Source organism: Pseudomonas sp. SIMBA_068, assembly GCF_046534705.1.
In the GTDB taxonomy this organism is placed as follows: domain Bacteria; phylum Pseudomonadota; class Gammaproteobacteria; order Pseudomonadales; family Pseudomonadaceae; genus Aquipseudomonas; species Aquipseudomonas putida.
This window is the reverse complement of the sequence record NZ_JAWRYI010000003.1, coordinates 492,679-512,679: the sequence shown is the minus strand read 5'-3', so window position 1 is coordinate 512,679 and position 20,001 is coordinate 492,679. Positions and strand designations below refer to the sequence as shown.

Below are 20,001 nucleotides of genomic sequence, written 5' to 3'. Positions count from 1 at the left end.
TGGATACAAGCCGCTCCTGCACGGACCACGCTCGCCAATCAGCCAGAGCCCGTTTAACCGACACGCCCACCTAGCATTTTTGCCAGTAGCCAACCATGCAATTCGCCCGCAAGCTTGTATTTAAGCTACGAATATAAGCACGCCCCCATGACAGTTCAAAAACTGAAGATCTTTTACAAAGGCAATAAGCTGTCAACTTTATATACAAGCAGCGCTCAGCAGACCGTGCTCAGCGCCAATAACCTAAACCTATGCGAAATGATAAGCCTACCTTCGCAAGCGAGCCTCTTGGGCACTGACACACAAGCATCAACCATTAACATGGTTTCAGAAAGCCAGACGACCATTACTTACGGCCCCTACGGCTATGACAGTACCCCGCCGGCCAATACATTGTTATCTCGATTCACAGGCCAGAGCTGGTTACCCTCTGCCATAGGCTACTTGCTGGGTAATGGTCATCGCCTGTTCAATCCAGGACTGATGCGCTTTCACAGTCCAGATACCTGGTCGCCATTTGAAAGGGGGGGGATTAATGCTTACGCTTACTGCACCAATGATCCTATTAACAGATCGGATCCTAGCGGCATGTTTTCGATAGTAAAACTCATGAAGGGAGGATACAGCGTAAAAAAAATTTCTTCCCGCTTGGATCAAGAAAACCCCAGCCTCACACGCCGACAATACAAAATACTTAAAAATCACATTGCGACCCAAAAAGCTAAAGGCGCGACAGAGACAAAATCCCACGACAACAAAATAAAAAACGAAGGTGACCAAAGAATACTCAACGCCACCCTCCAAGAATCCATATTAACGAGCCTTACGCCTGTAAAAATCAAGGGTAAAACACGATACATCGGCTCGATAGACTTACCATCCTGGGAAGATCTAAACGACAGATTTGAAAAAATCAAAGCTGTAGGCATGAGCGACATTGCCCCTACCTCCGCTACCTTCTCGGGGATACCGAATCAGCCTTCGCATACCTGGCCGAGAAACAAGCCACCATCGCAAAACCTCCTTGATTTCACAGGTAATTACATCAACCGGGAAGTAAATAGACTCCGCAGTATCGCAGAATGGCCTTAAGGCGAAGCTAACAAAGTGATTTCACAGTTGCGCTCAGGCCTTCAGCGCCTTCTTCGGATATATATCATACCGGCTCGACTTGCCCTCTAGACTATGGCTGGGCTTCGGCCCGTCGATGATCGGCGCCTTGCGCGGGCGCTTTACCACCACCCGGTGGCTGGCCAGCGCCAGGGCCGCTTCGAGCAGGGCCGGGGCATCCAGGTCGTCCCCCACCAAGGGCCGGAACACGCGCATTTCCTTTTTCACCAGGGCGCTCTTGTCGCGGTGCGGGAACATCGGGTCGAGGTAGATGACCTGCGGCGCCTCCCCTTCCCAGGCGCGCATACGCTCGATGGCGTTGCCGGTCAGCAGGCGCATGCGCCCGACAATCGGGCCCACCTCGTCATCCGAGCGCGCCCGCGCCAAGCCATCTTCCAGCAGCGCGGCAATCAGCGGCTGGCGCTCGATCAGGGTCATCTGGCAGCCCAGGCTGGCCAGCACGAACGCATCTTTGCCAAGACCTGCCGTGGCATCCAGCACCTGCGGCCGCACGCCTTGGGCAATGCCCACGGCCTTGGCGATCATCTGCCCGTTGCCACCGCCAAACTGGCGCCGGTGGGCGGCCTGGCCTTCGACAAAGTCCACCCGCACCGGCCCTGGTGCCTGCGGCCCAAGCTGCTGGATCTGCAAACCCTCGGCGCCGACCTGCACGGCGAAGCCGGCGCTCTCGTCCTGTAGCGGCAGGCTTAGGCGTTCAGCCCACACCTTGGCCTGCTCCGCATACTCAGCCGACATCGCCTCGACCCTGATACCCGTGCCTTGCTCTTCCATCGTCCACACCTAAAAAATCAAACCAAGCCTTAATGAATCAGCAGCCACGGCCGATACAGGCAATATCCCGCTATTCTGCCAGAGCACAACGCGCGCGACTGCCATGTCAGATACTCTTCCTATCGGCTTGACCTATTTGTCGCCTGTCGGCAACTACAGTCAGCACAACACCCAGGCACTCGGGGGCGTCAGCCACCTGTGGCAGGATTTCTTTGCCCGGGCCATGGCCGAGCAGCAGGAAGAGCCCGTAGACAGCGTCAGCCAGTCGTTCGTGCAGTACGACCACGACAGCGGCGAACCCATCGGCGGCGCCCGTGCGCTGGCCCTGATCGACGCCCAGCGCGCCTGCCCGGTGCTGGACAACGAGGTAACACCGCCCGAGCCGTTGTTCTTGCCCAAGGCAGAGCTTGAAGCCAGCCTGCTGCCGCCTGCGCCTGAGCCGTTCAGTGCCATGGAACTGATTGAACAGCAGCGCCAGCTCGACACCAGCAATAGCTGGATGCGCCCGGTGGTGATGAGCCAAGGCCATCCGATTGCCGAGCCCGGCCCGGGCCCAGCCCCGCGGTCGTTGTTCCTGCCCATTGCCGAGTTCGAGACCAACTTGCTGGACCCGGCCCCCGAGCCGTTCGACGACGCTACCTTGGCCAGGCAGCAGAACGATCTGGAATTCGACATCCATTGGGCACGCCCGGTGGTGCTGAACAACGTACGCGTTCACGCCTGAGGCTAACGGCACACCTGCCAGCGCCCCATGTCCAGGTGGAAGTGATTGTGGTGCGCGGCGTTGTAGCCCGGCCCCAGTACTGTGCTGAAGCTCTCGCAAGCCGCCTGCTGCACCTGACGCAAGAATTCTGCCTTCTGCCCCCCTGCCTGCCAGTCACGCGCCAGGACGATGCGCTGGCCGTCCTGCAAGCGAAAACCGCTGATATCCAGCGCATTGGCCGTAGCGTGCTGGCTCAGGCGGCCCTGCTTGCGGTGGTAGACATTGCGGCAGGCAAAGCTGCCCAGGTGATCGACCTGCGTCACCGGTTGGCCCAGCACCCGCTGCGCCAACGGCTGCAAGCCGTGGTTTTCGAAAAGTGCATAAGCCACCGCCAGCGGGCAACTGGCCAGGAAGCTGCTGCTTAGCCGCGCCTGGCCGCCCTCGATGCGCCACACGTTCTGCAACGGGCAGTTGGCCGCAGCCGGGCTGTCGGCTTGCGCCCGGTAGCGCAGCTGGCTGGTTTCCAGTGCCTGCCGGCACAAGGCCGGGTCATTGCGCAGGCGTGAAAGCTTGTACGGCGTCAGCAGGTTGGGCGGCTGACGCACATCCAGCGGCGCCCAGGGGTTCCACACGGCAGGCAGGCGCCAGCCGAAGTGCCAGGCCAGGCCGGCCAGCACCAACAGGCCGGCCAGCAGCGCCAGCATTGCCCGCATCAGCGGCGGAACAGGTCGTTGAGCTGGGCAAACGGCAGTGCCTGCTCACCGTAGCCGAACGTACCCTCGTTGCGAATCTCCAACGCAGCACGGTGGAAGGCCCCCAGCGCAGCACGGGCCAGCGACGAGCCGACGCTGATGCGGCGCACGCCCAGGTCCTGCAACTGGTTCACGCTCAGCGACACACCCGCCATGCCCATCAGTACGTTCACCGGCCGCGGTGCGACGGCCTGCACCACCGCACGTACTTCCTCGACGGTGCGCAGCCCGGGGGCATAGAGCACATCGGCGCCGGCCTCGGCATAGGCTTGCAGGCGCAGGATGGTGTCGTCGAGGTCCATGCGGCCATGCAGCAGGTTTTCTGCCCGGGCGCACAACGTGAACGGGAACGGCAGGCTACGCGCAGCCTGCACGGCGGCGCGCACGCGCTCCACGGCCAGCCCGAGGTCATAGATGGGCGCATCACTGCGGCCACTGGCATCTTCGATGGAACCACCTACCAGGCCGATTTCGGCAGCACGCAATATGGTCTGGGCACAATCTTCAGGCATGTCGCCGAAGCCGTTCTCAAGGTCCGCAGCCACCGGCAACGCAGTGGCATCGACGATCTCGCCGGCGTTGTCCAGGGTATCGTCCAGGCTCAAGGCGCCTTCGGCGTCTGGGCGGCCCAGGCTGAATGCCAGGCCGGCACTGGTGGTGGCCAGCGCCTCGAAACCCAGGCTGGCAAGCAGCTTGGCGGAGCCGGCGTCCCACGGGTTGGGGATGACGAACGCGCCTTCGCGCTCGTGTAAAGCCTTGAAGGCTTCGGCTCGCAGGGTTTGCACATCCATGGTTCAACCTCCGGCAGTCAGGGAAAGGTCAGAGTAAGCCCAGTTGTTCGACCTCGGGCGCGCGCGGCAATTCCGGCAAAGGTGCAAGACCTGGCAGGCGTGCCATCAGGCGTTGATGGAAATGCTGGGCCAACGCCGCAGCCAGGCGATTGTCCGAGGTGTGCAGGAAGATATAGGGGTTGCGGCCTTCCTCGATCCAATCGGCGATTTTTTCTACCCAAGGGCTGAGGAAGGTGTGATTGGCCTCCAGCTCCGGATGGCCGATGAAGCGCACCTGTGGGTGCTGGCTGAAGGCCGCAGGGCGTGGCGGCACCTTGGGCTTCTTCGACTGCGCATGCAGCACGGCAGGGTCGCGCGAGGTGCAGCTGAACAACGCACGCGGGTCCAGGCAGATGCGCTCCACGCCGCGTTCGTGCAGCAGGCGGTTGAGCAGGCGTTCTTCTTCACCCTTGGCGAAGAAGGCCTGGTTACGCACTTCCACGGCCACCGGCAGGCCGATCTCATCGAGGAAGTGGCAAAGCTCGCCCAGGCGCGCCGGGCCGAACTGGGCCGGCAACTGCAGCCAGTACGGCGAAACGCACTTGCCCAGCGGGGCCATCAGCCGCGTGAAGTCGAAGGCAGGCTCCAGTTGATCACGCAGGTCACCCTCGTGGCTGATGTCCCGGGGAAACTTGGCGGTGAAACGGAAGTGCCCGGGCATCACCTGCGCCCAGCGGGCAATGGTGCCGGGGGCGGGGCGTGCATAGAAGGTGGTATTGCCCTCGACGGCGTTGAACACCTGGCTGTAGAGGCCAAGCATTTCGTTGCTGGTGGCGTCGGCGGGATAGAGGTAGTCGCGCCAGGCGTTTTCGCTCCAGGACGGGCAACCGAGAAAATAAGGCAGGGGTGGTGGACTCATCCACTAAATGTACAGGTCGAGCCCCAGTACTTCCATGTCCCAGTCGGTGAAACCGGCGGTGCTCAGGTAGCTGGCCAAGGCAGTGGCGGTGCGCCGGTCACGGGCGCGGGGGAAGACCATGTCCTGCTGGCGGGCTGGCAGGCCACCGCTGCGGCGGCGGGCGGTGGCCTCCACGGGGGCGCCCTGGCTGTCTTCAATCAGCTCGGCATCATCGATGGCCTCGTCACGCGCCGGTGCCTTGCGCGGGGTGCGCTTGACCGGGTAGGACTGCGAAGAGAAACCGTCGATACGCATGGCATGAGCACTCAGGACCAATGATGGCAATTTAGCAGCATCAGGGTTCCGTCGCTAATGCTTGACTGATAACTGGACCACAGATCGCGCAAAAGGTTTTAGAGTGATCGGCGATAACCGACGAACAACACTCAGTGCTTCTTGGGCGTAGCTACATTATCGCGCAGATATACCGGTTGCGCCTGCTCGGCAACGATTGCCTCATCACGAGCCCAGGCGAAGGTAGCCAGGCTGAGAATGTCCAGCGCATTGGGCAAGGCGCCAGGGTTGCTGGCCGCCACCTGTACCGCCAGGCGCTCGGCATAGCCCCATCCGGTACCGGCACCGAACCACTCGCCACTGCTGCCCGCCGGCAGCGCTACCTGTTCGGGCGGCAACACCGCCTCGCGGCCGACCAGGCGCATTTCGCCGGCCGTGGCCTGGTAGCAGCCCCAGTACACTTCATCCATACGCGCATCGATCGCAGCCGCCACCTGCTGCACGCCCTGCTCGCGCAAGGCACCCTGGGCCAGCGCGGCCAGGTTGGACACCGGCAGCACCGGGCGCTCCAGCGCGAAGGCAAGGCCCTGGACCACACCAATGGCAATGCGCACGCCGGTGAAGGCGCCCGGGCCACGGCCAAAGGCGATAGCATCCAGTGCATTCAGCGCAACGCCGGATTCCGCCAGCAACTGCTTGATCATCGGCAGCAGCTTCTGCGCGTGCTGACGCGGGATCACCTCGTAATGGCTGGTTACCTTGCCGTCATGCAGCAGCGCGACGGAACAGGCTTCGGTGGCGGTATCCAGGGCCAGCAGGGTGGTCATCGAACGGGTATCCAGGTGCGAATGAAAAGAGCGGCAGTATAGAGCAGCAGCGGCGTTGTGTCCCGAAGGGGCGCTGTGCGGCCTTTGCAGGTGGCCTGGCGCGGTCCCTGTAGGAGCGCCAGGCCGTGGATCGCAGGCCTGAAACGACAACGGCCCGCTAGCGGGCCGTTGTCGGGGGGCGTCAGGCGCTGATCAGCTCAGGGCTGCCAGGACCTTGGCAGTGATGGCGTCGACCGAACCGACACCTTCAATGTGGCTGTACTTCGGCTTGCCGGCATTGGCGGCCGACAGCTTCTGGTAGAACTCCACCAGCGGCTTGGTCTGGGTGTGGTAGACCGACAGGCGATGACGAACGGTTTCTTCCTTGTCGTCGTCGCGCTGGATCAGGTCTTCACCAGTGACGTCGTCCTTGCCTTCCACTTTCGGCGGGTTGTACTGAATGTGGTAGGTACGGCCCGAGGCCAGGTGTACGCGGCGGCCAGCCATGCGGCCGACGATTTCTTCGTCGTCCACGGCGATTTCGACCACGGCGTCGATGTCGACACCGGCAGAGACCATGGCTTCGGCCTGCGGGATGGTGCGTGGGAAGCCGTCGAACAGGCAGCCGTTGGCGCAATCAGGCTGGGCGATGCGCTCCTTGACCAGGCTGATGATCAGCTCGTCGGAGACCAGCTGGCCGGCATCCATGACTTTCTTCAGCTCCAGGCCCAGCGGGGTGCCGGCCTTGACGGCGGCACGCAGCATGTCACCGGTGGAGATCTGTGGAATACCGAACTTTTCGGTGATGAACTTTGCCTGAGTACCTTTACCGGCCCCGGGAGCTCCCAGCAGAATTACGCGCATCTTGTGCTCCTCAAATTTTTTTATGAAATTCAATGGATTCGGCAACCAGGGCCAAGTCCGGAAAATCGGGTATGACCATAAAACGGTCAGAAGGCTGCTCAAGATACACAGCGCCCGGCAGCCATACAAGCGTCCCAAAGTTGCAGGAATGCGCCACTTGTGGCCGACCGGGCAGGTGGTTGCGCCCGGCGCAACCACCCTCCCCTTACCCGTGCATGGCCTGCACGCCACTCACCCCTGCTGGCTTGGGCACACCTTCATCCGGTATTGCGCAGCCCGGCGGCAATACCCGCCACGGTCACCAGCAAGGCCTGCTCCAACGGGCTGTCCAGAGCGGCTTCGCGGCTGCGCGAGCGGGCCAGCAACTCGGCCTGCAGGCGGTGCAGCGGGTCCAGGTAGGTGTTGCGCAGGCTGATGAATTCCAGCGTCTCGGGGCTGTGCGCCAGTAGCACCTGCTGCCCGGTCAGCCCCAGCACCACCTGGCAAGACTGCGACAATAGGTCGCGCAGGTGTGCACCTAAAGGAAGCAAGCGGGGTTGCACCAGACGTTCGTCGTAGGCCTCGGCAATTTGCGCATCGGCCTTGGCCAGCACCATTTCCAGCATGTCGATGCGGGTGCGGAAAAACGGCCATTGCTCGCGCATCTGCGCCAGCAACTCACCTTGGCCACGGGCCAAGGCATTGCTCAGCGCGGTTTCCCAGCCCAGCCAGGCCGGTAGCATCAGCCGGGTCTGGGTCCAGCCGAAGATCCATGGGATGGCCCGCAGGCTTTCGATCCCGCCTGCCCGGCGCTTGGCCGGGCGGCTGCCCAGCGGAAGGCGCCCCAGCTCCTGTTCTGGCGTCGACTGGCGGAAGTACTCGACAAAATCGGGGTTGTCGCGCACCACGCTGCGGTACGCCTTGACGCCATCAGCAGCCAACTGGTCCATCACCTCGCGCCAGGCCGGTTGCGGGGGCGGCGGTGGCAACAGCGTGGCTTCGAGCACAGCGGCCAGGTACAGGTTCAGGTTTTGCTCGGCGATGCCCGGCAAACCGAACTTGAAGCGGATCATTTCGCCCTGCTCGGTGGTGCGGAACCGCCCCGCCACCGAACCCGGTGGCTGCGACAGGATCGCTGCGTGAGCCGGGCCACCGCCGCGCCCTACCGTACCGCCCCGGCCGTGGAACAGCAGCAGTTCGACCTGGTGTTCGGCGCAGATGCGCACCAGGTTTTCCTGGGCCCGGTACTGCGCCCAGGCCGCCGCCGTGGTGCCAGCATCCTTGGCCGAGTCGGAGTAGCCGATCATCACTTCCTGCGGGCCGCGCAGCCCGGCCCGGTAACCCGGCAGGCCGAGCAGGCGCTGCATCACCGGCCCGGCGTTGTCCAGGTCAGCCAGGGTCTCGAACAGCGGTACCACACGCATGGGGCGGGTCAGGCCGGCTTCCTTGAGCAACAGTTGCACCGCCAGCACATCCGAAGCGGCACCGGCCATGGAAATGACATAGGAGCCCAGCGAGGCAGCGGGCGCGGCGGCGACTTCCCGGCAGGTGGCCAGCACCTCGGCGGTGTCTGCCTGCGGCCTGAAGTGCGCGGGCAACAGCGGGCGGCGGTTTTTCAGCTCGGCCTGAAGGAATTCGATGCGGCGATCTTCATCCCAGTCGGCATAGCGGCCCAGGCCCAGGTAGTCGGTGATTTCGGTCAGCGCGTCACGGTGGCGGGCAGCGTCCTGGCGCACGTCCAGGCGGCCCAGGAAAAGGCCGAAAGTGACGGCGCGGCGCAGGCAATCGAGCAACGGCCCTTCGGCGATAACGCCCATGCCGCATTCGTGCAGCGACTGATAGCACAGCTCCAGCGGCGCAATCAGGTCGCGGTTATCCACCAGCACTTCGGCGCTGGCCGGTTGGCTGCTGGTCAATGCCGAATGCGCCCAGGCACGCGTCGCCCGCAAGCGGTCGCGCAGTTGCTTGAGCACCGCGCGGTAGGGTTCGGCACTGTCGCCCACCCGTTCGCGCAAAGCGTCACTGGCCTGCTGCATGGACAACTCGGCGGCCAGTGCATCGATGTCGCGCAGGAACAGGTCGGCGGCCATCCAGCGCGCCAGCAACAGCACTTCCCGGGTAACGGCGGCAGTCACATTGGGGTTGCCGTCACGGTCACCGCCCATCCACGAGGCAAAGCGGATTGGCGCGGCCTCCAGCGGCAGGCGCAGGCCGGTGGCATCCAGCAGAGCCTTGTCGACCTTGCGCAGGTGGCTGGGGATGGCGTGCCACAGCGAATGCTCGATCACCGCGAAGCCCCACTTGGCTTCGTCTACCGGCGTCGGCCGGGTGCGGCGGATTTCTTCGGTGTGCCAGGCCTCGGCAATCAGCCGGCGCAGGCGTTCCCGCACCTGCTGGCGTTCGTCCGGGGTCAGGTCACGGTGGTCCTGGGCAGCCAGCTGGCCGGCGATGGCGTCGTACTTCTGGATCAAGGTGCGGCGGGCCACCTCGGTGGGGTGCGCGGTAAGCACCAATTGGATGTCGAGCTTGGCCAGCTGCCGAGCCAGGGCATCGTTGCTATGCCCGGCCTGCTTCAAGCGCGCCAGCAATTCGGGCAGCACACGGGCCTCGAAGGGTTCGGGCTGGCCGGCGTCGCGGCGGCGGATCAACTGGTACTGCTCGGCCATGTTGGCCAGGTTGAGGAACTGGTTGAAGGCCCTGGCCACGGGCAGCAAGTCTTCTTCGGCAAGGTCGGCCAGGGTGGACGTCAGTTGCTCGCCAGGGCCACGGCGGTCGGCCTTGGCACTGTGGCGGATATCTTCGATTTTCTGCAAAAACGCATCGCCATGCTGCTGGCGAATGGTTTCGCCGAGCAGCTCACCCAACACATGGACATCTTCACGCAAACGCACATCGATATCGGTCATTGGCCCTCTCTTTGGCGCGGCTCTGGCGCACTCCTGTACACAGCTCTACCGAAGAGTGCCCCCTGCCGAGCGCCAATGGCAAGCCGTGATCAGCCAAAGCAAACTAAAGTGAACGCAAGCACTCCCATGCAATGCAGCCATAGCAGGCGTCAACAGAGGTCATCATGAAAATCCGTGAACTCGCCCAGCACTGGGAACAGAATGCCGCCGGTACCCTCAGCCGCACGGGCCATGTATTGCATCTGGACCTGGAGTCCGAGGCGCGCCTGGCCGCGCTGATCGACATGTACCCCAAGCGCACCGCCGAGGAACTGCTCGGCGAACTGGTGGCGGCCGCACTCGAAGAGCTGGAAGCCAGCTTCCCCTATGTGCAGGGTCGCCAGGTCATCGCCACCGATGAAGAAGGTGACCCGCTGTACGAAGATGTCGGCTCTACTCCGCGCTTTCTGGCCCTCTCGCGACAGCACCTGCACAGCCTGAGCACCACCGACGACGATAGCGAAAGATAACCACCCGCACCACCGTTCCGGGCCTCGGCAAGGCCCGGAATACCGCCTTTTCCTGCGAAAGTTCCAGGCAAATCGCGCTGACCGATCAGTCAGAAATAATTCCTCGTTTAGTGCACTTTTTTCTGAACCATTCCAAAAACGGTCGAGTCGGAGCCAATAGCCATCACGCTAAAACCCTGCACACTGCCCTCGTGCACCGTTCAGCTGAAGCGCGCGGTTTTGTCAGGGAATAAGCGATGGACTGCTACGGACATCGTCGTAATCAGGAGTGATCCAATGGAACTGACCACCATGAAGACCCGCACTAGCAAACTGTCATCCACTCATGTGCGCGGGTTCAAGCTGGCCGCGCTGGCCCTGGGCAGTAGCCTGGTCCTGGCCGGCTGTGCGGGCAACCCGCCTACCGAGCAGTACGCAGTTACCCAATCCGCCGTGAACTCCGCCGTGAGCGCGGGTGGCACCGAGTTCGCCGCCGTGGAAATGAAAGCGGCCCAGGACAAGTTCAAGCAAGCCGAAATCGCCATGCACGACAAGAAGTACGACGAGGCCAAGCGCCTGGCCCAACAGGCCGAGTGGGACGCACGCCTCGCCGAACGCAAGGCCCAGGCGGCCAAGGCCCAGAAGGCCGTGCAGGATGCCCGTCAGGGCGTTCAGGACGTACGTGAGGAAGGCCTGCGCAGCGCTCAGTGAGCCCTGCCCCGCCAACCTTAGCCTTCGCACTCGATCAAAGGATGAACACTATGCGCAATTACGTCATGATTCCCGCCCTGCTGGCCCTCAGCGTTGGTCTTGCTGCCTGCTCGCACGACCCTAACGCCAACCTGGAGTCGGCCCGCACCAACTTCTCCTCGCTGCAGAGCGACCCGCAATCGAGCAAGGTCGCGGCACTGGAGACCAAGGACGCCCAGGACTGGCTGAACAAGGCCGACAAGGCCTACATGGACCGTGAAGACGAGAAGAAGGTCGACCAACTGGCCTATCTGACCAACCAGCGCGTTGAAGTGGCCAAGCAGACCATTGCCCTGCGCACCGCCGAAGGCGAGCTGAAAAATGCCTCGGCCCAACGCGCCCAGGCCAAGCTGGATGCCCGCGACGCCCAGATCGCCAAGCTGCAGGACAGCCTCAACGCCAAGCAGACCGACCGCGGTACGCTGGTGACCTTCGGCGACGTGCTGTTCGACTTCAACAAGGCCGAACTCAAGAGCAACGCCTACCCGAACGTCACCAAGCTGGCCCAGTTCCTCCAGGAAAACCCGGAGCGCAAGGTGATTGTCGAGGGCTACACCGACAGCGTCGGCTCGGCCAACTACAACCAGACCCTGTCCGAGCGCCGCGCCAACAGCGTACGCATGGCACTGGTACGTGCCGGCGTAGATCCGGCGCGCATCGTCTCCCAAGGCTATGGCAAGGAGTACCCGGTAGCGGACAACGGCAGCAACTCGGGCCGTGCGCAAAACCGTCGCGTGGAGGTAACCATCTCCAACGACAACCAGCCAGTGGCACCCCGTTCGGTGAGCCAGGTTCAGCGGTAAGGCTGGCTAGCTGAAAAGAAAGCCCCGCGCTCGACGCGGGGCTTTTTTTTGCCTGTACCGGCCTCTTCGCGGGCACGCCCGCGAAGAGGCCGGTACAGGCAGTAGGGATAATGGCTCACTTCACCTGCTGCGGGGTTTCCTCGCCCATGCAGCGCACCGCACGCTTGCGGTTGTCCACCAGCACGCCGGTCAGGCCTTTCTGCTCGGTGTCGAACAACACCAGCACGCCATCGACGCACTGGGCCACTTGCGCCGCCGGGTCCAGCGAAACCTTGTAGTCCTCGCCCGGGATGGTCTTGAGCATGGTGAAGTCCTGCAGCAACAGGGCATCCTCGGGTTTGGCGAAATGCAGGTAACCGTAGTACCACAAGGCCCCCACCGTCACGATGATGCTGCCGACGCCGGTCAGGATCAGCGGGATGGCGTTGCGTTCTTCACTCATTGCTTGTTCTTCTCGTCAGGGAAATTGGGCACTTCGGCAAGCCGCCGCAGGCCGTTGAAATGGCTAGGGTCGTCGAGGAAACGCAGCATCACCTGGCGCCATGTGGGGTCGGCGAAGGTCTGCACGTGGCCACCGCGGGTCAGTTGCAGCACCCGCGGCGGTGGCGCGTGCTGGTACAGGCGGATGCCGTTGTCCATCGGCACCAGGTTGTCGTCAATGCTATGGAAAAACAGCTTGGGCGGGCTGCTCAGTTGCTCGATCGAACGGATTGCACTGTCACCGTCCGGCACCAGCCACGACAGCGGCACCTGCAACGGCCAGGTCATCCACGACGTGCTGAGGGCAAAGCGCCCGACTGAACGGTAACTGGCCGGCACGCCATCGAACACCAGGGCACTGAAGCGCTGGCGCTGCTCGGGGTGGGCCGCCAGGTAGTGAATGGCCATGGCCCCTCCAAGGCTTTGCCCCAGCAGCACCAGGGGCTTGCCCTTTACCTCGGGCGCCTGGTCCAGCCAGGCCATGGCGGCGGCGATATCTTCGTACACCTCTGGCAGGCTTGGCGCCCCCTGCGACAGGCCATAACCGCGGTAATCGATCATCAGCACCTGATAGCCCTGCTCCGGCAGCCAGTAGCTGCCACCCAAGTGCCCCGGCAGGTTGCCGCCGTTGCCGTGCAAGTGCAGTACCGTACCTTTGACCTCGACCCCGACCTTGGCCGGCAACCACCAACCGTGCAGGCGGATGCCATCAGTTGTGGTCAACGTTACATCGCGGTACGCCAGCTTGGCCCGCTCAGGCGTAAAGGCCTGACCACGCTCGGGGTAGAACAGCAGGCTGCTGCAGCCGCCAAGGCCCAGCAGGACCAAGCCCAGGGCCAGCAGGCGGCAGCACTCAGAGAATGTTCGCGTAGTCGGCTTCAATACGGTCCAGGCTCAGGTGGTTGAGGAAGTTGGAGAAGCACATCCAGGCCGACAGCGCGTTAAGGTCGCGGAACTGCTCGGGCAAGTACTTGGGCGGCGCAACCAGGCCCTCCTCCACCAGCTGGCGCAAGGTACGCATGTCTTCCAGGGTGGTCTTGCCACAGAACAGCAACGGGATCTGTTCGAGCTTGCCCTTCTTCACGGCCAACTGAATGTAGTTGTAAACCATGATGAAGCCCTTGAGGTAGGACAAGTCCTTGGTGAATGGCAGGCCATTGGGCACCGAACCGCGGAACACCCGGCTGGCGTTGCTGTAGCTCTGCGCCATCTCGAAGCCTTGCCCACGGAAAAAATCGAACACCTGGAGGAAATCGGCGCCCTCCTCGACCATGTGGATGGCGCGAGTGCGGTTGGTGAGCTTGCGCAGGCGGCTGGGGTAGGAGGCGAAGGCAATCACTTCCATGAGGATGGCCAGGCCTTCCTGGGTCACCGTCGACGAGGGCGGGCCCTTGGCCAGGAAGGTGCAGATCGGCTGGTTCAGGCCATTGAGCGTGGTACCGACATGCACCAGCCCCTCGTGCACCTCCAGGGCGCGCACGTCGCGGGCGTTGAACATGGCATCGGCGCGCACCTTGATGTAGTCGGCACCGGCCGCGGCATCGGCGACGATACCGTCGGACTCGAACACGCGGATGGTTCCCTCGGCCTCGCCGAACACCTTGTTCAGCCGGCGCTGGAGGATCTCCACCGCCTCTTTGGCGGTGAGGTTCTTCGGTTCGTCCTTCAGGTCGCCACGGCCATCGATATTGTTGAGGTAATCCGACAGCATCAGACCGAGGTCGGCCAGGGTCGGGTCACCGGCATGGAAGGCATCGGAGGCAGCGCCATACAGTTCCTGGGAGATCAGGCCGAAGTCCTCGGTCCCGCGCGCTTCGAGCATGCGCACCACCATGCGGTACTCGCGGCACATGCGCTTCATGATCTGCCCGACCGGGTTGAACTGACCTAGCTGGCGGATGATGTCACGCTCGATGCCCTGGAACTCGGCCTTCACCGCGCCGGAGTCGAACGATAGCGGGCGCGACTGGTAATAGGCACGGTCGACGGCCGGCGGCTCTTTGCCCTTGGCTTTGAGGAAGCCCTGACGAATGTTTTCGTCCCATTTAACCGCGTCCAGGACCCGGATCGGGGTCTGCGCCGCAACGATGCGGTCGGACAGGGCACGGATGGTTTGCTGGTATTCGTCCAACGGGGACTCCTTATCTGTCTCGGCCTCGGTCCCTGTAGGAGCAGCCTTGTGCTGCGAAGAGGCCTCTATCGGCAGCAAATATCTGTTGTCTTACCTGCCCTTTCGCAGCACAAGGCTGCTCCTACCGGGATCGCATTGCAATTTCAAACCATGAAAAGGCCGGCACAGGTAACTACTTGCCAGTACGCTGGAACCGCGCCACTTCGACGAACAGGTCGGAGTTGGCCGGGTCGTCCAGGTACGCCAGCACCCGCGCCGAGGGGCTATCGATCAGCACGCCGTCGCCGTTGTCTTCAGGCACCTCGGTGCTGCGCCCGGTCAGTTCCTTCTTGTCCACCGCCTGCTGCACCTGCTCGACATCCAGGTTGTAGACCACCAGCTCCTTGCCCTCGACGATGTCGAAACCGCCGATCAGGAAGTTGCCTCCCAGGCGTTTGGGCACTCCGGCCGACAGGTACCAGCGGTTGCCGTGGCGCGACACGGTGAACACGTACTCCTCAGGGGCCTTGCCCTTGGCCGTGGCCACCGCCTTGTAGGCACCGCCACCGCTGCGGCTGATGGTCAGCTTCAACGGCTCGCCCCAGGCGTCCTTGCTGCTCCACTTGCCGAGCAGCGCCTTGGGCGCCGCCTGGTTGCTGGGCAAGGGCTCATGGAAGGTCACCAGACAACCGCCCAGCAGCAGGAATGACAGAGTCAACAACACCACACGCCAGGCTTTCATCAGGTTCTCCTTGAAAAATCGGTCTCGGCTCAGGCCGATGCCAGCACCAGCTGCAGGTATCGGGTAAGCATAGCGAGCATCTGCCCATCGGCTTGCGCGTTCGCATCCTTGAGCAGGCCCTGATATTCCATCTGCTCGATAATCGCCGTCAACATCTGGGCGTCCTGTTCTGGTTGCCGCGACCCCACCACCTGCAGCAATTGACGGGTGCCGTGCAGCAGGATCTGCTCGTGGGCACGCACCAGCTCAGCCAGGCGTGGGCACAGCAGCGCCTCTTGGCGGAAGGCCTGTTCGGCCATCAGGAAGTCGCGGCGGTTCAGCAGTTGCCGCTGAACATAGTCGGCAGTCATGCGCGCCACTTCGTCAGCCAGCCGCGCCCGTGCCGCCGGGCTGCCGTCACCCTGGGCCAGCAACTGGCGCAGTACCACTTCCGTGTTGGCCCACAACTTGGCCATGTAGGCGGCACTACGCTCGACATACTGGGCGAAGGTATCGGTGAGCAGGTCCTCGATGTCCTTGAAGTAGTAGGTGGTGGCCGACAGCGGCACAGCGGCCTCGGCGGCCACCGCACGGTGGCGCACACCGCGCACGCCATCGCGCACGACGATACGCATGGCGGCGTCGAGGATCAGCTGGCGGCGCTGTTCGCTGCCTTGGCGGGCAGTCTTGCGGCCTTGGTATTGCACGTTTTCGGCGACGGCGGTAGCGATGCCGGCGGCGCCTTGATCAGGCATGGCGGGTGTCACAGGGCATACCTCACGGTTCAAGTCATCTGCGGCCTGCACTGGCCTCATCGCCGGCAAGCCAGCTCCCACAGGCCCGCACAATAGTCAGGACCTATGCAGTACCTGTGGGAGCTGGCTGGCCGGCGATGGAGCCAGTACAGACAACATAAAGCTTCAGGCAAGAAAAAGCCGCCTCGAAAGGCGGCTTGTTCAATTCACTCAGGCCTGTGGACGCATGTGCGGGAACAGGATCACGTCGCGGATCGACGGCGAGTTGGTCAGCAACATGACCAGGCGGTCGATGCCGATGCCTTCACCGGCGGTCGGCGGCATGCCGTACTCCAGCGCACGCACGAAGTCGGCGTCGTAGTGCATGGCCTCGTCGTCACCAGCGTCCTTCTCGGCCACCTGGGCCAGGAAGCGCTCGGCCTGGTCTTCGGCATCGTTGAGCTCGGAGTAGGCGTTGGCGATTTCGCGGCCACCGATGAACAGCTCGAAGCGGTCGGTAACGGCCGGGTTGTCGTCGTTGCGACGAGCCAGCGGCGACACTTCGAACGGGTACTCGGTGATGAAGTGAGGCTGCTCCAGCTTGTGCTCGACCAGCTCTTCGAAAATCATCACCTGCAGCTTGCCCAGGCCTTCGTGGCCCAGCACCTTGGCACCGGCCTTCTTGGCGATGTCCCGGGCGCGGTCAACGTCCTGCAGGTCGGCAGCGGTCAGTTCCGGGTTGTACTTGAGGATCGAGTCGAACACCGACAGGCGCACGAACGGCTCGCCGAAGTGGAACACCTTGTCGCCGTAAGGCACGTCGGTGCTGCCCAGTACCAACTGCGCCAGCTCGCGGAACAGTTCCTCGGTGAGGTCCATGTTGTCGTTGTAGTCGGCGTAGGCCTGGTAAAACTCGAGCATGGTGAATTCGGGGTTATGACGCGTCGAAACACCTTCGTTACGGAAGTTGCGGTTGATCTCGAACACTTTCTCAAAGCCACCCACCACCAGGCGCTTGAGGTACAGCTCCGGCGCGATACGCAGGAACATGGCCATGTCCAGGGCATTGTGGTGGGTTTCGAACGGCTTGGCAGCGGCGCCGCCCGGGATGGTCTGCAGCATCGGCGTCTCGACTTCGAGGAAGTCACGCTCGATGAGGAACTTGCGAATGTGCGAGATAACCTGCGAACGCACACGGAAGGTGTGGCGGGTTTCTTCGTTGACCATCAGGTCGACGTAACGCTGGCGGTAGCGCTGTTCGGTGTCGGTCAGGCCGTGGTGCTTGTCGGGCAGCGGGCGCAGCGACTTGGTCAGCAGGCGCACGTTGGTCATTTCGACGTACAGGTCACCCTTGCCGGAACGTGCCAGGGTGCCTTCGGCGCTGATGATGTCGCCCAGGTCCCAGGTCTTGACTGCGGCCAGGGTTTCTTCCGACAGGGTCTTGCGGTTGACGTAGACCTGGATGCGACCGGTCATGTCCTGGATAACCATGAACGAGCCACGGTTGAGCATGATACGGCCGGCAACCTTGACCGGAATCGCGGCTGCTTCCAGCTCTTCCTTGGTCTTGTCCGCGTACTGTTTCTGCAGGTCGTTGCAGTAGCTGTCGCGACGGAAGTCGTTGGGGAAGGCGTTGCCTTTGGCGCGCTCGGCGGCAAGTTTTTCCTTGCGCAGGGCGATCAGGGCATTTTCTTCCTGTTGCAGGTCTTGCGAGTCGGTCTTGAGGTCGCTCATGTCGTCACATCTTCCATCAGGGAATTCATTGCCCTCGCCCGCAGGCGAGGGTCTTTCAGCAGGAGTGAAGCTTACAGGCCCTGTTTCAGGCTGGCTTCCAGGTATTCGTCGATATCACCGTCGAGCACCTTGTTGCAGTCGCTGCGTTCAACGTTGGTACGCAGGTCCTTGATACGCGACGCGTCGAGCACGTACGAGCGGATCTGGTGACCCCAGCCGATGTCCGACTTGCTGTCTTCCAGCGCTTGCGAAGCGGCGTTGCGCTTCTGCATTTCCAGCTCGTACAACTTGGCCCGCAGCATTTTCATGGCGGTGTCCTTGTTGGCGTGCTGGGAGCGTTCGTTCTGGCAAGCCACCACGGTGTTGGTCGGCACGTGGGTGATACGTACCGCGGAGTCGGTGGTGTTCACGTGCTGACCACCGGCGCCCGAGGAGCGGTAGGTGTCGATACGCAGGTCGGACGGGTTGATGTCGATCTCGACCTTGTCGTCGATCTCGGGCGACACGAACACCGCCGAGAACGAGGTGTGACGACGGGCGCCGGAGTCGAACGGGCTCTTGCGCACCAGGCGGTGCACGCCGATCTCGGTGCGCAGCCAGCCAAAGGCGTACTCGCCCTTGATGTGCACGGTAGCGCCTTTGATGCCGGCGACTTCACCTTCGGAAAGCTCGATGATGGTGGCGTCGAAACCGCGCTTGTCGGCCCAGCGCAGGTACATGCGCAACAGAATGTTGGCCCAGTCCTGGGCTTCGGTGCCGCCGGAACCGGCCTGGATGTCCAGGTAGGCGTTGTTCATGTCCATCTCGCCGCTGAACATGCGGCGGAACTCAAGCTTCGCCAGGGCTTCTTCCAGGCGCTGCAGCTCGGCGGTCACGTCCTCGACAGCGGCTTCGTCTTTTTCTTCGACGGCCATGTCCAGCAAGTCGCGGCAGTCGTTCAGGCCACCGGACAGTTCATCCAGGGTTTCGACGATCTGCTTCAGGGCAGCGAGCTCGCGGCCCAGTTCCTGGGCGTATTCGGGCTTGTTCCAGACGTTTGGGTCTTCCAGCTCGCGATTGACTTCGATCAGGCGGTCATGCTTGTGATCGTAGTCAAAGATACCCCCGAATGGACTGGGAACGCTCGGTGAGGTCCTTGATGGTGTTCAGAATCGGTTGGATTTCCATGGGCGCGCGGCTCTCGTACGAATTCGGTGAAAAGCCCGCGAGTATAACCGAGTCCGCAGCACGGCGGCAGACCCGCCGGGCGGTCACATTCGTATAGCCTGTCAGCGGGCACTGCAGGAGCGGCACTGTGTCAGGCGATACCCACCTGGTTACGCCCGCTGTTCTTGGCCTGGTACAAGCCTTTGTCCGCCGCCGAAATCAGCTGCCGGCAGTGGCTGCCGACGGCCGGGGTCTGGGTGGCCAGGCCGATGCTCACGGTCAGGTGTGAGTCGGCCACCGGGGCGCTGTGCGGGATGCCAAGGCCGAGAACGGTCTGACGCAGCTTTTCAGCCACCAGGCGTGCCCCGCCTGGCGAGGTGTTGGGCAGCACCAGGGCAAACTCCTCGCCACCATAGCGGGCCGGCAGGTCGGTCGGCCGCGAGCATGAGCCACGGATCGCCTCGGCCACCTGGCGCAAGGCCTCGTCGCCGGCCAGGTGACCGAAGCTGTCGTTGTAGGCCTTGAAATAGTCCACATCGATCATCAGCAACGACAACTGCTGCTGTTCACGCATGGCGCGGCGCCACTCCAGCTCCAGGTATTCGTCGAAGTGACGGCGGTTGGACAGCCCGGTCAGGCCATCGGAGTTCATCAGCCGCTGCAGCATCAGGTTGGAGTCGAGCAACTGCTGCTGGCTGACGCGCAGGGCGCGGTAAGCCTCGTCGCGTTGCAGCAGGGTAAGGTAGGAGCGCGAATGGTAGCGAATGCGCGCTACCAGTTCGATGGTGTCCGGCAGCTTGACCAGGTAATCGTTGGCCCCGGCGGCAAACGCCGCGCTTTTGACCAGCGGGTCTTCCTTGGTCGACAGTACGATGATCGGGATGTCCTGGGTGGCCGGGTTGTTGCGGTATTCGCGTACCAGGGTCAAGCCGTCCAGGCCAGGCATGATCAGGTCCTGGAGGATAACCGTGGGCTTGATGCGCATGGCCTGGACCACCGCCTGGTGCGGGTCGGCACAGAAGTGGAAGTCGATGTTGTCTTCATTGGCCAGACCACGCCGCACCGCCTCGCCGATCATGGCCTGGTCGTCGACCAGCAGCACCATCGCCGAGTTTTCGTTGGTGGTGGCAAAACCTTCGATCGGTAAGTCATTCATACCTG

The 20,001-nt window shown here is 62.8% G+C and carries 21 protein-coding genes; 5 read left to right on the top strand and 16 right to left on the bottom strand.

All coding sequences use genetic code 11. The annotated features are described in order from the left end of the window. Positions 1 to 147 precede the first annotated feature (147 nt). A complete protein-coding gene (locus SB756_RS11455) occupies positions 148 to 1,092 on the top strand; it encodes an RHS repeat-associated core domain-containing protein (RefSeq protein ID WP_341797746.1) in 945 nt (314 codons plus the stop codon). A 33-nt stretch (positions 1,093 to 1,125) separates the two neighbouring features. Here the strand turns inward: SB756_RS11455 and SB756_RS11450 are convergent, their stop codons facing one another. Then, on the bottom strand, positions 1,126 to 1,902 hold the full coding sequence (locus tag SB756_RS11450) for a class I SAM-dependent methyltransferase (RefSeq protein WP_049275042.1): 777 nt from the start codon (positions 1,900 to 1,902) through the stop codon (positions 1,126 to 1,128). Between the two features lie 103 nt (positions 1,903 to 2,005). Between SB756_RS11450 and SB756_RS11445 the strand changes: the two genes are divergently transcribed. Beyond that, positions 2,006 to 2,626: an energy transducer TonB gene (locus SB756_RS11445; RefSeq protein ID WP_341797745.1), complete on the top strand. Its 621-nt coding sequence runs from the start codon at positions 2,006 to 2,008 to the stop codon at positions 2,624 to 2,626. 2 nt (positions 2,627 to 2,628) lie between these two features. On the opposite strand, the gene SB756_RS11440 is transcribed toward SB756_RS11445, so the two are convergent. The 7 genes from SB756_RS11440 to ppc form a co-directional block, all read right to left on the bottom strand. Further along, complete coding sequence (locus tag SB756_RS11440) at positions 2,629 to 3,318, bottom strand: extensin family protein (RefSeq protein WP_341797744.1); 690 nt, start codon at positions 3,316 to 3,318, stop codon at positions 2,629 to 2,631. Then, positions 3,318 to 4,148 (bottom strand): oxaloacetate decarboxylase, encoded by an 831-nt coding sequence (locus SB756_RS11435; protein ID WP_241799655.1) that lies wholly within the window; start codon positions 4,146 to 4,148, stop codon positions 3,318 to 3,320. Before SB756_RS11435 ends, SB756_RS11440 begins: the two co-directional genes overlap by 1 nt. Before the next feature lie 28 nt (positions 4,149 to 4,176). Continuing rightward, a complete protein-coding gene (locus tag SB756_RS11430) occupies positions 4,177 to 5,046 on the bottom strand; it encodes a DUF72 domain-containing protein (RefSeq protein WP_410910844.1) in 870 nt (289 codons plus the stop codon). A 3-nt stretch (positions 5,047 to 5,049) separates the two neighbouring features. Continuing rightward, positions 5,050 to 5,340: a hypothetical protein gene (locus SB756_RS11425; protein WP_016501190.1), complete on the bottom strand. Its 291-nt coding sequence runs from the start codon at positions 5,338 to 5,340 to the stop codon at positions 5,050 to 5,052. Positions 5,341 to 5,471: 131 nt separating this feature from the next. Continuing rightward, complete coding sequence (gene tsaB, locus SB756_RS11420) at positions 5,472 to 6,146, bottom strand: tRNA (adenosine(37)-N6)-threonylcarbamoyltransferase complex dimerization subunit type 1 TsaB (RefSeq protein ID WP_016501191.1); 675 nt, start codon at positions 6,144 to 6,146, stop codon at positions 5,472 to 5,474. A gap of 192 nt (positions 6,147 to 6,338) precedes the next feature. Then, positions 6,339 to 6,989, bottom strand: a complete 651-nt coding sequence (gene adk, locus SB756_RS11415; RefSeq protein WP_016501192.1) for an adenylate kinase — start codon at positions 6,987 to 6,989, stop codon at positions 6,339 to 6,341. A 257-nt stretch (positions 6,990 to 7,246) separates the two neighbouring features. Further along, on the bottom strand, positions 7,247 to 9,874 hold the full coding sequence (gene ppc, locus SB756_RS11410) for a phosphoenolpyruvate carboxylase (protein ID WP_341797742.1): 2,628 nt from the start codon (positions 9,872 to 9,874) through the stop codon (positions 7,247 to 7,249). Positions 9,875 to 10,038: 164 nt separating this feature from the next. Between ppc and SB756_RS11405 the strand changes: the two genes are divergently transcribed. The 3 genes from SB756_RS11405 (at position 10,039) to SB756_RS11395 (ending at position 11,915) form a co-directional block, all read left to right on the top strand. After that, entirely contained in the window at positions 10,039 to 10,383 is a 345-nt protein-coding gene (locus tag SB756_RS11405) for a pilin assembly protein (RefSeq protein ID WP_341797741.1), read from the top strand. Positions 10,384 to 10,659: 276 nt separating this feature from the next. After that, positions 10,660 to 11,073 (top strand): DUF4398 domain-containing protein, encoded by a 414-nt coding sequence (locus SB756_RS11400; protein WP_014592166.1) that lies wholly within the window; start codon positions 10,660 to 10,662, stop codon positions 11,071 to 11,073. A gap of 50 nt (positions 11,074 to 11,123) precedes the next feature. Then, entirely contained in the window at positions 11,124 to 11,915 is a 792-nt protein-coding gene (locus SB756_RS11395) for an OmpA family protein (protein ID WP_174369753.1), read from the top strand. Between the two features lie 115 nt (positions 11,916 to 12,030). Here SB756_RS11395 and SB756_RS11390 read toward each other — a convergent pair whose 3' ends face one another. The 8 genes from SB756_RS11390 to wspR form a co-directional block, all read right to left on the bottom strand. Next, positions 12,031 to 12,357, bottom strand: coding sequence for a hypothetical protein (locus SB756_RS11390; protein WP_410910843.1), 327 nt, complete (start codon positions 12,355 to 12,357; stop codon positions 12,031 to 12,033). Continuing rightward, positions 12,354 to 13,277 (bottom strand): alpha/beta hydrolase, encoded by a 924-nt coding sequence (locus SB756_RS11385; protein WP_341797740.1) that lies wholly within the window; start codon positions 13,275 to 13,277, stop codon positions 12,354 to 12,356. The genes SB756_RS11390 and SB756_RS11385 overlap by 4 nt, the downstream gene beginning before the upstream one ends. Continuing rightward, the gene (locus SB756_RS11380; protein WP_341797739.1) at positions 13,249 to 14,526 is read right to left on the bottom strand and encodes a flavohemoglobin expression-modulating QEGLA motif protein; all 1,278 of its coding nucleotides are present in this window, start codon (positions 14,524 to 14,526) and stop codon (positions 13,249 to 13,251) included. Before SB756_RS11380 ends, SB756_RS11385 begins: the two co-directional genes overlap by 29 nt. Positions 14,527 to 14,698: 172 nt before the next feature. Beyond that, positions 14,699 to 15,247, bottom strand: coding sequence for a hypothetical protein (locus tag SB756_RS11375; protein ID WP_016485172.1), 549 nt, complete (start codon positions 15,245 to 15,247; stop codon positions 14,699 to 14,701). Between the two features lie 29 nt (positions 15,248 to 15,276). After that, on the bottom strand, positions 15,277 to 15,981 hold the full coding sequence (locus SB756_RS11370; RefSeq protein ID WP_041167855.1) for a TetR/AcrR family transcriptional regulator: 705 nt from the start codon (positions 15,979 to 15,981) through the stop codon (positions 15,277 to 15,279). Positions 15,982 to 16,191: 210 nt separating this feature from the next. Beyond that, positions 16,192 to 17,694, bottom strand: a complete 1,503-nt coding sequence (lysS, locus tag SB756_RS11365; protein ID WP_341797738.1) for a lysine--tRNA ligase — start codon at positions 17,692 to 17,694, stop codon at positions 16,192 to 16,194. Between the two features lie 71 nt (positions 17,695 to 17,765). After that, positions 17,766 to 18,861 (bottom strand): peptide chain release factor 2 gene (prfB, locus tag SB756_RS11360; protein WP_114942480.1). Its coding sequence is split into 2 segments (ribosomal slippage): positions 17,766 to 18,788 and positions 18,790 to 18,861, totalling 1,095 coding nucleotides; the frame shifts between segments, so codons are not numbered across the junction. A gap of 130 nt (positions 18,862 to 18,991) precedes the next feature. Next, positions 18,992 to 19,996, bottom strand: a complete 1,005-nt coding sequence (gene wspR / locus SB756_RS11355; protein ID WP_043203418.1) for a Wsp signal transduction system regulator diguanylate cyclase WspR — start codon at positions 19,994 to 19,996, stop codon at positions 18,992 to 18,994. Between the last annotated feature and the right edge of the window lie 5 nt (positions 19,997 to 20,001).